Source organism: Stenotrophomonas sp. STEN030 (assembly GCF_056759995.1).
In genome coordinates, this window is record NZ_JBRREB010000006.1 from 32,914 (window position 1) to 47,047 (window position 14,134).

General features: G+C 64.5%; 9 protein-coding genes. 8 read left to right on the forward strand and 1 reads right to left on the reverse strand.

Going from position 1 to position 14,134, the window contains the following annotated elements:
• The first annotated feature begins 89 nt into the window (after nucleotides 1-89).
• From ACVOLR_RS03180 to ACVOLR_RS03195, 4 genes are all read left to right on the forward strand, one after another.
• The gene (locus ACVOLR_RS03180; RefSeq protein WP_481535143.1) at nucleotides 90-749 is read left to right on the forward strand and encodes a response regulator; all 660 of its coding nucleotides are present in this window, start codon (nucleotides 90-92) and stop codon (nucleotides 747-749) included.
• Nucleotides 746-2,578 carry a sensor histidine kinase gene (locus tag ACVOLR_RS03185; protein WP_481535144.1) on the forward strand — a complete coding sequence of 611 codons (1,833 nt, stop codon included), beginning with the start codon at nucleotides 746-748 and terminating at the stop codon, nucleotides 2,576-2,578. The genes ACVOLR_RS03180 and ACVOLR_RS03185 overlap by 4 nt, the downstream gene beginning before the upstream one ends.
• Before the next feature lie 102 nt (nucleotides 2,579-2,680).
• Entirely contained in the window at nucleotides 2,681-4,744 is a 2,064-nt protein-coding gene (locus tag ACVOLR_RS03190) for a hypothetical protein (RefSeq protein ID WP_481535145.1), read from the forward strand.
• A 413-nt stretch (nucleotides 4,745-5,157) separates the two neighbouring features.
• Complete coding sequence (locus ACVOLR_RS03195) at nucleotides 5,158-6,246, forward strand: serine hydrolase domain-containing protein (protein WP_481535146.1); 1,089 nt, start codon at nucleotides 5,158-5,160, stop codon at nucleotides 6,244-6,246.
• A gap of 173 nt (nucleotides 6,247-6,419) precedes the next feature.
• On the opposite strand, the gene ACVOLR_RS03200 is transcribed toward ACVOLR_RS03195, so the two are convergent.
• Nucleotides 6,420-8,615, reverse strand: a complete 2,196-nt coding sequence (locus tag ACVOLR_RS03200) for a primosomal protein N' (RefSeq protein ID WP_481535147.1) — start codon at nucleotides 8,613-8,615, stop codon at nucleotides 6,420-6,422.
• Nucleotides 8,616-9,036: 421 nt separating this feature from the next.
• Between ACVOLR_RS03200 and ACVOLR_RS03205 the strand changes: the two genes are divergently transcribed.
• The 4 genes from ACVOLR_RS03205 to sppA all read left to right on the forward strand — a co-directional run bounded on the left by ACVOLR_RS03205 (nucleotide 9,037) and on the right by sppA (nucleotide 14,091).
• Nucleotides 9,037-10,056 (forward strand): hypothetical protein, encoded by a 1,020-nt coding sequence (locus tag ACVOLR_RS03205; protein WP_481535148.1) that lies wholly within the window; start codon nucleotides 9,037-9,039, stop codon nucleotides 10,054-10,056.
• Nucleotides 10,049-10,609 carry a DUF3106 domain-containing protein gene (locus ACVOLR_RS03210; protein WP_481535149.1) on the forward strand — a complete coding sequence of 187 codons (561 nt, stop codon included), beginning with the start codon at nucleotides 10,049-10,051 and terminating at the stop codon, nucleotides 10,607-10,609. The genes ACVOLR_RS03205 and ACVOLR_RS03210 overlap by 8 nt, the downstream gene beginning before the upstream one ends.
• Nucleotides 10,610-10,748: 139 nt before the next feature.
• On the forward strand, nucleotides 10,749-12,113 hold the full coding sequence (locus ACVOLR_RS03215) for an MATE family efflux transporter (RefSeq protein ID WP_481535150.1): 1,365 nt from the start codon (nucleotides 10,749-10,751) through the stop codon (nucleotides 12,111-12,113).
• 70 nt (nucleotides 12,114-12,183) lie between these two features.
• Nucleotides 12,184-14,091, forward strand: coding sequence for a signal peptide peptidase SppA (gene sppA, locus ACVOLR_RS03220; RefSeq protein ID WP_481535151.1), 1,908 nt, complete (start codon nucleotides 12,184-12,186; stop codon nucleotides 14,089-14,091).
• Nucleotides 14,092-14,134 lie beyond the last annotated feature (43 nt).

Here is a 14,134-nt window from a genome sequence, read left to right on the forward strand (position 1 = left end):
AGCAGCTTTTCCGCTCTAGGTGCCCCCATCACAATCCCACCATAAGACCACGCTAAACTCCGCCACAACACGGACCATGGCGGGGGCCGATGGAGCTGTCTTCCATTCTGATCATCGACGACGACGCAGCTTCGCTGGCGAGGCTGGCTCGGCTCGTGGCTGAATTGCTGGCTGACCAACAGCCGCAGGTCCACACGGCCGATAATCTCGGCAGCGCCCGCACACTTCTGCAAACCCATCACGTCGACCTGGCCCTGGTAGACATGCAGCTGCCCGACGGCACCGGCACCGATCTGATCAGCTGGATGCAGCAGCACCTACCGCAGCTGCAGGCAGTGATCGTGTCCGCATTCGCCGAAGAAGAAACCATTTTCGCCGCGCTCCGCGCAGGCGCCGTGGGCTACCTGCTGAAGGACCGCGACGATATCGAATTGACGGTTGCGCTACGCAGCCTGCAACGCGGCGGCGCACCGATTGATCCGATGATCGCGCGGCGAATTCTGGCATTACTGCCCGCCGCACAGCCGCCAGTTGCTTCACCAGCGAGCCCCAGCGTGCACTTGTCCGAGCGCGAACTCGGCATTCTCAGCCATGTCGCACAGGGCTATGGCAATCGCGAGATCGCCGAGCTTCTGGGATTGTCACGGCTGACCATCGAGGCGCATACCCGCAACATCTACCGCAAGCTTGCGGTAGGTTCGCGGACCGCGGCGGTATACGAAGCGCGCGCGATGGGACTGCTGCCTTGATCCGCTGGTTGTTGTGGCTGCTGTTGCTAGCCTGCGTTGGCAGCGCCAGCGCGCAGCCAGCGGACATCACCCGCATTGCCGACGCCGAGGCGGTGCGCGCCGACTGGCAATCGCCAGCGCCACCCGCGCAGGGTTGGGTGCAGGTAGCTCTGGCCGACCAGTGGCAGACCCGCTGGCCGGATCATGACGGCGTGGTCTGGTATCGGCTACGTTGGCAGCAAGCCGATGCCAACCAACCGACAGGTCTGTTACTGGACTACACCTGCATGGCGGCCGCGGTCTATCTCAACGGCAGCCTGATCGACCGCGATCCATCCTTGGTCGAGCCGCTCTCACGTAGCTGGCATGCACCGCGCTATTTTCTGTTGCAGTCGCCGTTGTTGAAACAGGGCGAGAACGAACTGCTGGTACGGGTGTCGGGCCTGGCTGCTTACCAGCCTTCGCTGGGTGTGGTGGACGTGGGCGATCCGCAGACCCTGCAGGCACGCTTCCGCAAGGAGGTTTTCGTCCGCCATGACCTGCAGGTGCTGGATAGCGCGATTGGCTTCGTGCTGGCGGCAGTGATCGGCATGTTCTGGCTGCTGCGACGCAAGGAGTCGATGTACGGCTGGTATGCCTTGAGCGCGGTGTTCGGACGCCTATACGACAGCAACTTTTTTGCCAGCAGCCCGTGGCCGTTCGCCACCACTGATGGCTGGCAGGCTTTCATCGGTGCCTGCTACGTCGCAGCGGCAGCGGCGCATACGATCTTCCTGCTGCGTTTCTGCGAGCGTCGCTGGCCGCGACTGGAGCGCGTGTTGCTGGTTATCACTGTACTGGTCATGGCAGGCGCCTTGCTGTGGCCGCAATGGCTAGGGCCGAACCGGAATGTCTATCTGGTACCGACCATCGCCTTCCTGTACGTAGTGTCGTTCACCTTCATGGCCTATGCGCTGCGCAGTGGTCGTCGGGACTACCAGGTGCTGGCGCTGTGCATCATCCTGCCGATCGCGGTGTCGCTGCACGACCTTGGCGTGTACATGGGCTGGTATGGCGGAGTGAGCTATCTGGGCTCGTTCACCTCACCGTTGATGCTGCTCGGCATGGGTTTTGTACTCGCGTATCGCTTCGCCAACACCATGCAACGGGTCGAAGGCTTCAACGAAGAATTGCGTGATGAGGTGCAACAAGCGACCACCCAGCTGGCCGATACCTTGCGGCAACAACATGCACTCGAACTCGCCCACAGTCGTGCTGGCGAACGCCTGCAGCTGGTACGTGATCTTCACGATGGCTTCGGCGGTACCTTGGTGGGTGCCATTGCACGCCTGGAGCAGGCGCCGCACGAGATGCCGCGAGAGAAGATCATCGGCGTACTGCGTGAGATGCGTGACGACCTGCGTCTGGTCATCGACAGTACCGCACGCGAGCAGGCCGATCTGGCCGAGCTGCTGGCGCCCTTGCGGCACCGTGCCAGTGGCTTGCTGGACGCGGTCGATATCCAGGCGCACTGGCATCTACAGGATATCGATGGGATCGAGCTTGGCGCCAGCCGCAGCCTGGACCTGTTGCGCCTGCTGCAGGAAGGCCTGACCAATGTGTTCAAGCACAGTCGCGCGCAGCGCGTGGATATCCATCTGCGCAGGCAGGGTGACCAGCTGCAACTGCATATCGACGATGACGGGGTCGGCCTGGATCAGGGCGCTGGCGGCACCGTTGTGGCGCGCACAGGTGCAGGACTGGCCAGCATGCGGCTGCGCGCGCGCAGGTTGGGCGGTGAGCTGCAGGTATCACCCGCTGCCAATGGCAGCGGCACCCGGCTGGCCTTGGTCTTGCCACTGATGGGGTGAGCCGGCGACGAGCCGGCAAGCTGTCGACTACCTGATTTCGTGGATGCGGGACAAGCATACCCGGCGTTAGCTTTGCCCCTTGTTGATTCGGGGGATTCCATGATGAACGGTCACGTCATCACCAAAGCTGTGCCGCTGGCGGCGGCTGTCATGCTTGCCTTGCTTACTTTGTTGCCAGCGCGTGCCGCTGAAGTGGTTGGCGGCACCTCGCCGACGGCGCCTTGCGTGCAGGACACCGCCACCGGTGCCATCGCCTGCCAGGACGGTAGCCGGGTGGGTAGTGACGGCCCTGCAGGCCCGAACATGCCGGGCTGGAGCAGCTCCGCAGGCGGGCTGGGCAATGCCACCGGCAACACCGCTTTCGGGCAGGGCAGCTCGGCCGGCATGGGGGGGCAGGGTGGCAATGGAACTGCGGGTGGAACTGGCGGGGTCGGTGGCAATGGCGGCACCTACAACCTGGCGTTTGGCAGGGGCAGCAGCGCGGGCAACGGTGGCACGGCGGGCACCGGTACTTCGGGCGGTACTGGCGGAAACGGCGCGGACGGTGGCAACTTCAATATTGCCTTGGGCGATGGCAGCCAAGCTGGCAACGGCGGTACTGGCAATGACATGTGCTGTGGTTTCGGGGGCGCAGCGGGTGCCGCAGGTACCGATAACAACGTCGCCATCGGCAGGAATGCCGTAGCTGCCGGTGGCGGCTCAGTGGCGTTGGGCTACGGCAGCAGTGACGGTGGCCTCGCCAACGTGGTCTCGGTGGGCTCGGCGACGGTGAAACGCAGGGTCACCAATGTGGCTGCGGGTGTGGCGGACAACGACGCAGCCAACATGGCGCAGTTGAATGCAATGGCGGCCACCACAGGCGCGGGGCTGGCCGGCGTTACTTCGTGGCTGGGCGGTGGAGCGAGCTACAGCGGCGGTGTATCGACTGCGCCGACCTATTCCATCCAGGGTGCCGCACATCACGATGTTGGCAGTGCGTTTTCCGCATTGGATGCGACCGTCAGCCAACAGCAGACCACCCTGCAGGCATACGCTGATGCCGGGGCCGTAGCGACGCTGGCGGCGGCCAATGGCCATACCACGGCACGCGAAGCCGTAATACGCACGGACATGGGAGCGGGTGATGCGGCCACCCTGGTGTCCGCCAATCAGTATGCGGATGCGCGCGAAACTACTGTTCGCGCGGATATGGCCGGTGGCGATGCCACGACCTTGGCCGCTGCAAACCAGCACACCGATACCCGTGAAGCGGCAATCCGTGCAGACATGTCCGGCGGTGATGCAGCAACCCTTGCTTCTGCAAACAGCTACACCGACACCCGTGAGGCGGCCATCCGTGGTGACATCGCAGCCAATGGCACCGCCACGCTGGATGCGTCCAAGGCACATACCGACGCACGTGAAGCGGTGGTCCGTAGCGACATGGCCGCTGCGGATGCACAGACGCTGACGTCCGCCAACCAGTACACCGACACCCGCGAGGCCGGCATCCGCAGTGACATGAGCGCTGGCGATACGGCGACGTTGAACTCGGCCAAGCAATACGCCGATACGCGAGAGACCGCTGTCCGCAGCGATCTGGCCGCTGGCGACGTCGCAACCCTGGATTCGGCCAACCAGTACACCGACCAGCAGGTCGCCAACAGTCAAGCGATGGGTGTGCAGGCGGCGCGCGCGCATGCCGATGCCGGCGACGTCGCGACCTTGGCCGCGTCCAACGGTTACACCGCTACGCAGGTGGCGACAGTGCGCAGCGAGGCCCGCGCGGGAGATGCCGCGACACTGGCTTCTGCAAACCAGTACACCGATACAACCGCAACCCAGACCCTGCGCAGCGCCAACGCCTATACGGACAGCGCGCTGGCGGCATTCAGCGACGATTTCACCCGGTTCCACGACGGCGTGGAGCAACGCCTGCGTAATCAGGACCGGCGTATCGACCGGATGGGCGCGATGACCTCGGCGATGACCAACATGGCGATGAATGCTGCCGGCGGACAAAGCGCACGCGGCCGCATCGCGGTGGGTGCTGGGTTCCAGGGTGGAGAGCAGGCGTTGTCGATCGGCTATGGCGTGCGGCTGGGCACGCGCGGTTCGTTCTCGCTGGGGGGCGCCTTCGGTGGCGGTGAGAAGTCTGCCGGTGTTGGCTTCGGCGTTGATCTGTGATGTCGATGGACGCGGGTGCATAGCGTGGCAGCCGTCGCGGTGCCGATGGAGATGCGACTGGATGGGCTGGTGTTCGCTGCCGAGGCGAGCGTGAAATGGCCGAGCCGTCGGGTCTGCAGTGGGCCATGCATCGTGCATGACCCAAGGCTGCGGCGTGAGCTTGAATTATCCGTTGGTAGCTCAGCGTGGCATGTCGTCATCCGCGAACAGAAGATAATGCAGATGCTTGTGCAGCATTCTGGTCGCTGAGTTGTGCAAAGTCAGGCTCGATCCAGCCATGGCGCCAACGAATGCCGGGTGCGGATGATCGGGGGTTTAAACCTTTTCGTCGTTTCAAGCATCCAAGTCTGGAGTCGGTAATTGCGGTGGTCGCGATCCGGCTTAACCCAGCCAGTCACGACCGGAACCAGACGATGCGATGTGCAAGCCCCCGAAACCTGCTGTGCCTGGCGGCGCTTCTCTGCGTGCTTCCTTTCCAGTTGGCTGCGGCCACGCTGGATGCTGCCAATGACGCGACGCGTCGCTTCATCGCCACCACGATGAAGGACAGAGGTATTCCGGGGCTGCAGGTTGCGGTGATCAAGGACGGCAAGGTGGTGTTCTCGGAGGCGCATGGTCTGGCCAATGTCGAGAACAAGGTGGCAGTTACACCTGAAACCTTGTTTCCACTCAACTCGGCCACCAAGGCGTTCACCGGCGTAGCAGTGATGCAGCTGGTCGAGGCGGGAAAGCTGGATCTCGATGCCCCGATCTCCACGTATCTGCAGCAGCTGCCTGCTGCGTGGCAGGGGATTCGAGTGCGTCAGTTGCTTGCACATACCTCCGGCCTGCCGGATATCGTCGATGCGCAGGGCTTGGTTGGCGGCGGTTCCGAGGCGCAGGCATGGCAGCTGGTAGAACAGCGGCCGATGCAGGCCTTGCCGGGCGAGCAGTTCGTCTACAACCAGACCAACTACGGTTTGTTGGCGAGGATCATCGGCCAGCGCACCGGCAAACCTTATGAGGACTATCTGGCGGCCAGTCAGTTGCAGCCGCTGGGCATGACCCACGTCGCGTTCGGCGATAGCTACGATCTGCTACCGAATGCGGCCACCATGTACAGCTTCTTCCCGCGCAGCAGTGATGCCGCCGATGCACCGAAGCGTCTGTCGCGTTGGTTTTACGACATGCCGCACGGCTTGTGGGCGGGCGGCGGTATCCAGACCACCGCCGATGATCTGGCGCTGTGGTTGGCGGCTTTGTTGCAGCAGCGCGTGTTGAGCGCTGCCGGCCTGGCGCGGATGTGGACGCCCGAGCGTTTGAACAATGGCAAAGAAGGTGACTGGGCAGCAGGCTGGCCGGTGACCGGTCCGTCAGGGAAGCGCCAGGTCAGCAGCTTTGGTGGCGCACGAGCGGCGTTTGTGGTCTATCCGGACGAGGGCTTGGCGGTGGTGATGCTGACCAATCTTGTAGGTGCCAACCCGCAGCAGTTCACCGGCCAGATTGCCGATTTTTACCGGTAGCAACGTAGTGCCGAGCCATGCTCGGCAGAGGCTTTACAAGCAATGCGCTGTAGTGCCGAGCCATGCTCGGCAGAGGCTTTCCCGGTAACGCTCCAGCCGAGCATGGCTCGGCTCTACCGGGATTACATGCATTGCCAGCTTCGCGGCTTGCGCCGCTCCCACAATGCACTAGATCAATACAGATCCATCGGGTCCACATCCAGCGACCAGCGCACGCGGCGCGCCTGCGGCAGACCATAGGCCTGCGCCATCAAGCCATCCAGCGCTGCATGCAACGGCCGCCGCTGCTCGGCTGACAGCAACAGCTGTGTACGTTGGAAACCCGCACGGCGCGGCATCGGTGCCGGCATTGGTCCAAAGCGTTCGACGTCGTTCTGTTTGGGAAGCAGGTGCTTGAGTGCAGCCAGGAATTCATTGGCCTGCTCCACCTGCTTGGCTTCTGCACGCAGCATGGCCATATGCGCGAACGGCGGAAATCCGGCCGCTTCGCGCTGCAGCAGTTCGGCTTCGGCAAAGGCGTGGTAACCGCCGTTGACCAAGGTGTGCAGCAAGGCGTTGTCCGGGTGATGCGTCTGCAACCAGACCTCGCCGGGGCGCTCGGCTCGACCGGCGCGGCCGGCGACCTGGATCAACTGCTGGGCCAGTTTTTCGCTCGCACGGAAGTCGGACGAGAACAGGCCTTCATCGATGCCGACCACGACCACCAAGGTCAGCTTCGGCAGGTCATGGCCCTTGGCCAGAATCTGCGTGCCAACCAGGATGCCGGGTTGATCGCCGAGGGTTGCCAGCGTCTGCTCCAGTGCATCGCGGCGACTGGTGGTGCTGCGGTCGATGCGCAGCACCGGATAGTCCGGGAACAACTGCAGCAGGCGCTCTTCCAGGCGCTCGGTACCAATGCCCTGCGGCTGTAGTGCAAGGCTGGCGCAATCCGGGCAGGCCAGCGGCACCGGCTGGCGCGCGCCGCAGTGGTGGCATTGCAGGCGGCGACCCCCACCATGCACGGTCATCGGTGTCTTGTGCAGTGGCGTGCTGCAGCGTTTGCACGGCGCGGTCCAGCCGCAGTCATGGCACAGCAGCACCGGCGCATAGCCGCGGCGGTTCTTGAACACCAGGACCTGGCTGCCGGCTTTCAGCTGCTGCTCGATGCCGACCAAAACCTCCGGTGACAAACCATCCTGCAGCGGCCGCTTGCGCACGTCGAATACGCGGACACCCGGCGGCTTGGCGTCGCCGGCACGTTGCTGCAGGCGCAGATGCGTGTAACGACCGCTGCGCGCGTTGTGCAGGGATTCCAATGATGGCGTTGCGCTGCCCAGCACCACTGGCACGTTCAATGCTTTGCCGCGCACCATTGCGAAATCACGCGCGTGGTAGCGGATGCCGTCCTGCTGTTTGTAGCTGCCGTCGTGCTCCTCGTCGATGACGATCAAGCCGGCCTGCGGCAGTGGCGTGAAAATCGCCGAGCGGGTGCCGACGATCACCCGGGCTTCGCCGCGCGATGCGGCTGCCCAGACGCGTGCCCGTTCGTTGTCGTTCAAGCCCGAGTGCAGCGCATGTACTGGAATCCCCAAGCGGCTGCGGAAGCGGTGCAGGGTCTGCGGGGTCAGGCCGATTTCCGGCACCAGCACCAGCGCCTGCTTGCCTTGCTGCAGGCAATGGCAGATCGCCTGCAGATAGACCTCGGTCTTGCCGCTGCCGGTAACGCCGTCGAGCAGGAAGGGCTGGAAGCCCTCGGCTGCCTGCAGTGCGTCGATCGCCGCTTGCTGCTGCGGGTTCGGCAGCGGGCCGGCGACGATACGCGGCTGCGGAATTATCGCCGCTACTTCGATGCGCTGCGCATGCTCGCGCTTGAGCAGCGCGCGCGCGGCGCTGCGCCAGTCGTCCAGCTGATCGTCCAGCAGGTCTTCATTGACCGCACCTTCCAGCAGCAGCGTGGCAAGACGTTGCGGGCGGGTACCGCTGCGCAGGCGGTCGTAACCGGCGCGACCGGCCTCGGTCAGTTCCCAGGCCCAGCCGTGGGTGTCGGGCAGCGGCTCGCCGCGCCGCAGCGGTGCGGGCAGCGCGGTGGCGATCACCTCGCCCAGCGGGGCGTGGGTATAGCGTGCCAGCCAGCGCAGCGAGGCGCTGAGTTCGCCCTGCAGCAGCGCGGCCTCATCCAGCCATTGCAGGGCCGGGCGCAAGGCTGCCGGGTCATCGCTGTGGCCGATGGCCTCGACCACCCCGACCAGCTCGCGCGGACCGAATGGCACCCGCAACCGACGTCCCACATCGCTGGCCTCGGGCGCGGGGGCGCCGGCCGGGGGCAGGTAGTCGAACAGCTGAGGCAGGGGCACCGGCAGGGCGAGGCGCAGAGTGGGGCAGTCAGGCATGGGCCAAGTTTAGCCGCTGGTGGAGGTTTGGCTGCCGCCATTCACCCGCGTCCAGATGCTGTGAAGTCCTGCATAAATGCGGCGTAAACGCTGGCTGCGCTTGGAGATTTATTGTTATCCACACTTCCTGTGGATAACTCTGTGGGTGAGTAATGTGCTCCACGCGTTCAGGGCGATGGAGCAAGCCTTTGGGTCAACTTGGTCAAAAAATAGCCACATCATATATTCGATTAAAATCAATAAGTTATCCGTGAAACAAAAAAGAAATACAGTCTCACGGCGGCTTGCTTGAGTCGCTTGTCACAGCGTATTGACGCTGTGCACAAGTTGTTGCAGCGGCTTGCAGAATCGGTCCGGTGATGGCGTGGGGCGTCGGCAGCAGGGTGTGCGCTCGGTATCATCACGGCATGACGGAGTTCACATGATGGCTGCACCAGCCCCTCTTTCGCCGGCCGCAGCCAACGCTCTGTCCGCCTTTTTGCGCGGGGTGGAACGCCGCGCCCTGGTAGTTGCTGAATTGCAGGCCGGCGATGCCGCCGTCGGCGAACGTGCGGTGGCCGTGGCCATGCGTGCGTTTGCCGGGCATGCCGCGCAGTTGCTGATGGTCGAATGGCCGGCCCGCTTCTGGGGCCTGCTGTGCAGTACCCCGCAGTTGCTGAAGCCAACCAACCCGGGCAACTGGGAGCCAGCCTTCGCCCATCTGGGCACGCTGGCAGCGGGCGAGCGCCTGGCGCTGCTGCTGCGGATTGGCGCCGGCCTGGATGAAGCGCCTGCCTCGGCGGTGCTGGGTGTGGACGCCAACGCCTATCGGCAAGCCCTGGCTGGTGCTTGTCCGATGGATGCCGGTGGCCGCCCTGATGCCGCCAGCTGGCGTGCCTTGGCCGAGCAGGTGCAGGCGCTGATCCGCGACCTGTCGCCGCCGCGCCTGCAGCAGCTCGAACAGCTGCGCGAATCGGTTATTACTGGTGCCTTGCCTGCTGCTTCCGCTCCGGCCGCCAGCGCAAGCAGCAGCCCACGCGTGGAAGACGACCGTCGCCGCAAACCCGCACCGCGGCGCAAACAGTCCAAACCGTGGACGCTGCGCACCTGGCTGCTGCTGTGCCTGCCGCTGTTGCTGCTGGCGGTGGTGGCGTTGTGGTGGTGGCGCTCGCATACGGTAGTGAGCGCCGACCCGAATGGCGGCAATGGGTTGGCCGACAATGGTCCGGTGCAGGTGGAATCGCTGCCCGACGACAGCACCCCGGCCGGACCGGGCGAAGACCCGCATGCGGCTGCCGATGCGGCCATGTTGGCCGATCCTGCGTTGGACACTGCCCGTGATGCCGATTTCAATGCCTGGTATGCAGCCGGTGGCCCGATCCCGGTGGATGAATCACAACCGCAACCCAGCCGCCCGGAACCGGCCGGTGCTGCGCTGGAGACGAGCGATGCGGATGAGTAAGTCCGGCTTGTTCTGGCTGGTGCTGATCGTGGCGCTGCCCTTGCATGCTGCCGCACCGACTGCTGTGCCAGTGCTGCCGTCCAGTTCCGTCACCACCGGCGTTGCCAGCACGCGCAGTGCATGGGCCTCGATGAGCCCTGAGCAGAAGCGCGAGGTTCGCAGCCGCTATGCAGCCTGGCAGGCACTGCCGGCCAGTGAACAACAACGCATCCGCCAAGCGGCGGCAGCAATCGCGGCATTGCCGGATGCGCAGCGCCAAGCCCTGCGTGCGCGCTACATGGCTATCGACCAGATGCACCGCGATGGTTGGTTGCTGGGCCCGCAGCTGGGTGTGCTGTATCCACGCCTGCAGCCCTTGCTGGGCTACCTGCCGGCTGCCGAGCGCGAGCCTGTGATTGCCCTGCTGCGGCAACTCGACGCCGCCCAGCTGGAGCAGCTGAGCCTGATTTCGCAGCGCACCCCGCCGCAGCAACGTGAGGAACTGCGCACGCAACTGCTGGCCTTGGCACCGGCACAACGCGATGCCTGGCTGCGCGAGAAAGTCGGGCACTGAGTTCCTCGCCGTGCGGTACCGCTCCGCCCGTTCATCCGCGGTGCGGGGCCGTAACTGCCTTGCCACGGTAGAATAGGCGGCCCGCGACCCGGCATCTGTGCGCTTCCTGCGCCGGCCGCAGTCCGCGTCTCCCTTGTTTATGTCCATGTCTCCCGCCACGCCGCGCTTCATGCAAGAAGTGCGGATGACCGGTCTGCTTGCCCTGCCTCTGGTGCTGGGCCACGTTTCCACCGGTCTGATTGCCTTTGTCGACAACACCATCGCTGGCCACCATGGCACCGATACCTTTGCTGCGGTCAGCATCGGTACGGCCCTGCTATGGCTGCCGATGCTGGTGCCGATCGGCACCCTGATCTCGCTTACCGCCTCCGTATCGCAGCTGCACGGCGCTGGCCGTGACCGCGAAATCGGCCCCTTGTTCCGCCAGGCACTGTGGCTGGGCGTGGGTCTGAGCGCGTTGATGTTCCTGTTCCTGAGCGTGGTGCCTGCGTTCCTGCCAGCGTTCGGCATCGCCCCTGAAATCGTGCCCGGTGCCACCGACTTCCTGCACGCCATCCGTTGGGGTGTGCCCGCGCTGACCCTGTACTTCTGCATGCGCTACCTCAGTGAAGGCATGCACTGGACATTGCCGACCATGCTGATCGGTTTCGGTGGTCTGCTGGTGCTGGGCCCACTGGGTTATGCGCTGTGCAACGGCAAGTTCGGCTTCCCCGAGATGGGCGCCGAAGGTCTGGGCATCGCCTCTTCGGTGACCATGTGGGTGCAGGCAATCGCTTTCGCTACCTACCTGTGGATCACCAAGCGCTTCGCCCACCTGCAGTTGTTCAGCCACTTCGAATTGCCGCGCCCGCGCGCGATCTGGGACCTGCTGCGTACCGGCCTGCCGATCGGCATCACGGTGTTGATGGAGGGCGGTCTGTTCATCATCACCGCGCTGCTGATTGGCCGCATCGGTGCCACCGAAGCCAGTGCCCACCAGATTGCGATCAATGTGGCGCAGCTCTGCTTCATGATCCCGATGGGCGTGGCCGAAGCCACCACCGTGCGCGTCGGCCATGCTGTCGGCAGCAACGATCCGCTGGGTGTGCGCCGCGCAACCTGGGCCGGCTACGCCATCGTGCTGGTGACCCAGATGGTGTCGATCACCGCCTTGCTGCTCGGCCATGACGCGGTGGTGGGCTTGTATACCGACGACCTTGCGGTGGCCGCGTTGGCCTCCACCTTGTTGTTGTATGCGGCCACCTTCCAGATCCCCGATGGCATCCAGGTGCTGTCCGCCGGTGCCCTGCGTGGGCTAAAGGACACCCGCGTGCCGATGTTCATTGCCATGTTCGCCTATTGGGGCGTGGGCATGCCGGTCGGTGCCGGGCTTGGCCTGGGTCTGGGCTGGGGGCCGCAGGGTATGTGGATTGGCCTGATCATTGGCTTGACCGTGGCCGCGGTGCTGTTGGGTTGGCGGCTGCGGGTCAGCAGCAGCCGGCTTATCGCCCAGGCTACCCCCTGACTTAAAGGCCATGCCGGTGGCCTCCGGTTATGCGTATCCTGACTTGCAACCAGCCCCAATTGGAGCGTCCATGAATCCCCCTCCTGTGCCACGCCGCAATCCCGTTGCCAGCTTCTTCATCGGCATCTGGGACGTGATGAACTTTACCCGGCGGTTGATCCTCAACCTGCTGTTCTTCGGCTTGTTGTTCCTGATCCTGATCGGCCTGATGGTTGCCGTGGGCAAGGGTGCTTCATCGGCGCCGGCGCTGCAGGAAGGCACCACCTTGGTGATCGCCCCGGAAGGCCGGCTGGTCGAGCAGTACAGCACCGACCCGCTCAGCCGTGCGCTGGGCAAGGCGCTGGGTGAAACCAATGCCGAAGAGCTGCAGCTGCGCGATCTGATCCGTGCCATCGAAGCGGCCAAGGACGACAAGAAGATCAACCGCGTGGTGCTGCAGCTGGACAAGCTGCAGCCCAGTGGCTTCGCCTCGATGCGTGAAGTGACCGCTGCGCTGCAGGATCTGCGTGCTGCCAACAAGCAGGTCGTGGCCTTCAGCGAAAACATGGGCCAGTCGCAGTACCTGCTGGCCGCGCAGGCCGACGAGGTCTATCTGGACCCGATGGGCGGTCTGTTGCTGGAAGGCCTGGGCCGCTATCGCCAGTACTTCCGCAGCGGTCTGCAGGACAAGCTGGGCGTGGACGTGCACCTGTTCAAGGTGGGCGAGTTCAAGTCCGCCGCCGAGCCTTATGTGCTCGACGCCGCTTCGCCGCAGGCCAAGGAAGCCGACCTGTTCTGGATGAACGACGTATGGCAGCGCTACTTGGGTGACATCGCCAAGGCACGCAAGCTCGACGCCGCACAGCTGGCCGCCGGCATCGACACGCTGCCGGAAGGCGTTGCCGCAGCCGAAGGCGATCTGGCCCGTTTCGCCCTGCAGCAGAAGCTGGTGGATGGCCTGAAGACCCGTGAAGAAGTGGATGCCCTGCTCACCGAGCGCGGCGTGGCCGACGGCGATGCTGACGGTGGCTACCGCCAGATCGGCCTGGGCGACTACCTGACCCAGCTCGACGCACGTCGCTCGCCGATGGATTCGCGTCCGCAGGTGGCCGTGGTGGTTGCCGAAGGTGAGATCGCCGGCGGCGACCTGCCGGCCGGCCGTATCGGTGGTGTCTCGACCTCGGCGCTGCTGCGCGAGGCACGCGACGACGACGACGTGAAGGCAGTGGTGCTGCGCGTGGATTCGCCGGGCGGTGAAGTATTCGCTTCCGAGCAGATCCGCCGTGAAGTGGAAGCGCTCAAGGCCGCCGGCAAGCCGGTGGTGGTGTCGATGGGGGACATGGCTGCATCCGGTGGTTACTGGATCAGCATGAACGCCGACCGCATCTATGCCGACGAATCCACCATCACCGGGTCGATCGGCATCTTCGGCATGATCCCGAACTTCGCCCGCAGCCTGGACAAGATCGGCGTGCATACCGACGGTGTCGGTACCACCCGTTTTGCTGGCGCGTTCGATGTGACCCGTCCGATGGACCCGGCCGTGGGCCAGGTGATCCAGTCGGTGATCAACAAGGGCTACGCCGATTTCACCGGCAAGGTGGCAGCGGCACGCAACAAGCCGGTTGAAGCGGTGGACGAAGTTGCACGTGGCCGCGTGTGGAGCGGTGCGCAGGCCAAGGAGCGCGGTCTGGTTGATGCCTTCGGTGGTTTGAAGGCGGCCGTTGCCGATGCAGCGCAGCGCGCGAAGCTTGGTGAAAGCGACAAGTTCCGCGTGCGTTACATCGAGAAGGCAGCCACTCCGTTCGCGCAGTTCATGACCGGCTTTGCCGGCAGCCGCGCAGGCGCCTGGATGCTGGCCGACTCGGGCGTCGCACGCATGCTGATCGCCAAGCAGATGCCGGAGCTGGACACCCAGCTGCGCTTCGTTGAAGACGCAGTGAAGGACCGCAATGGCGCACCGGTGAAGTCGCTGGCGTATTGCTTCTGCGGTTTGTAAGCGAGCTTTTTTGAGGTGTAGCGACAACGCCGCCCGAGGGCGG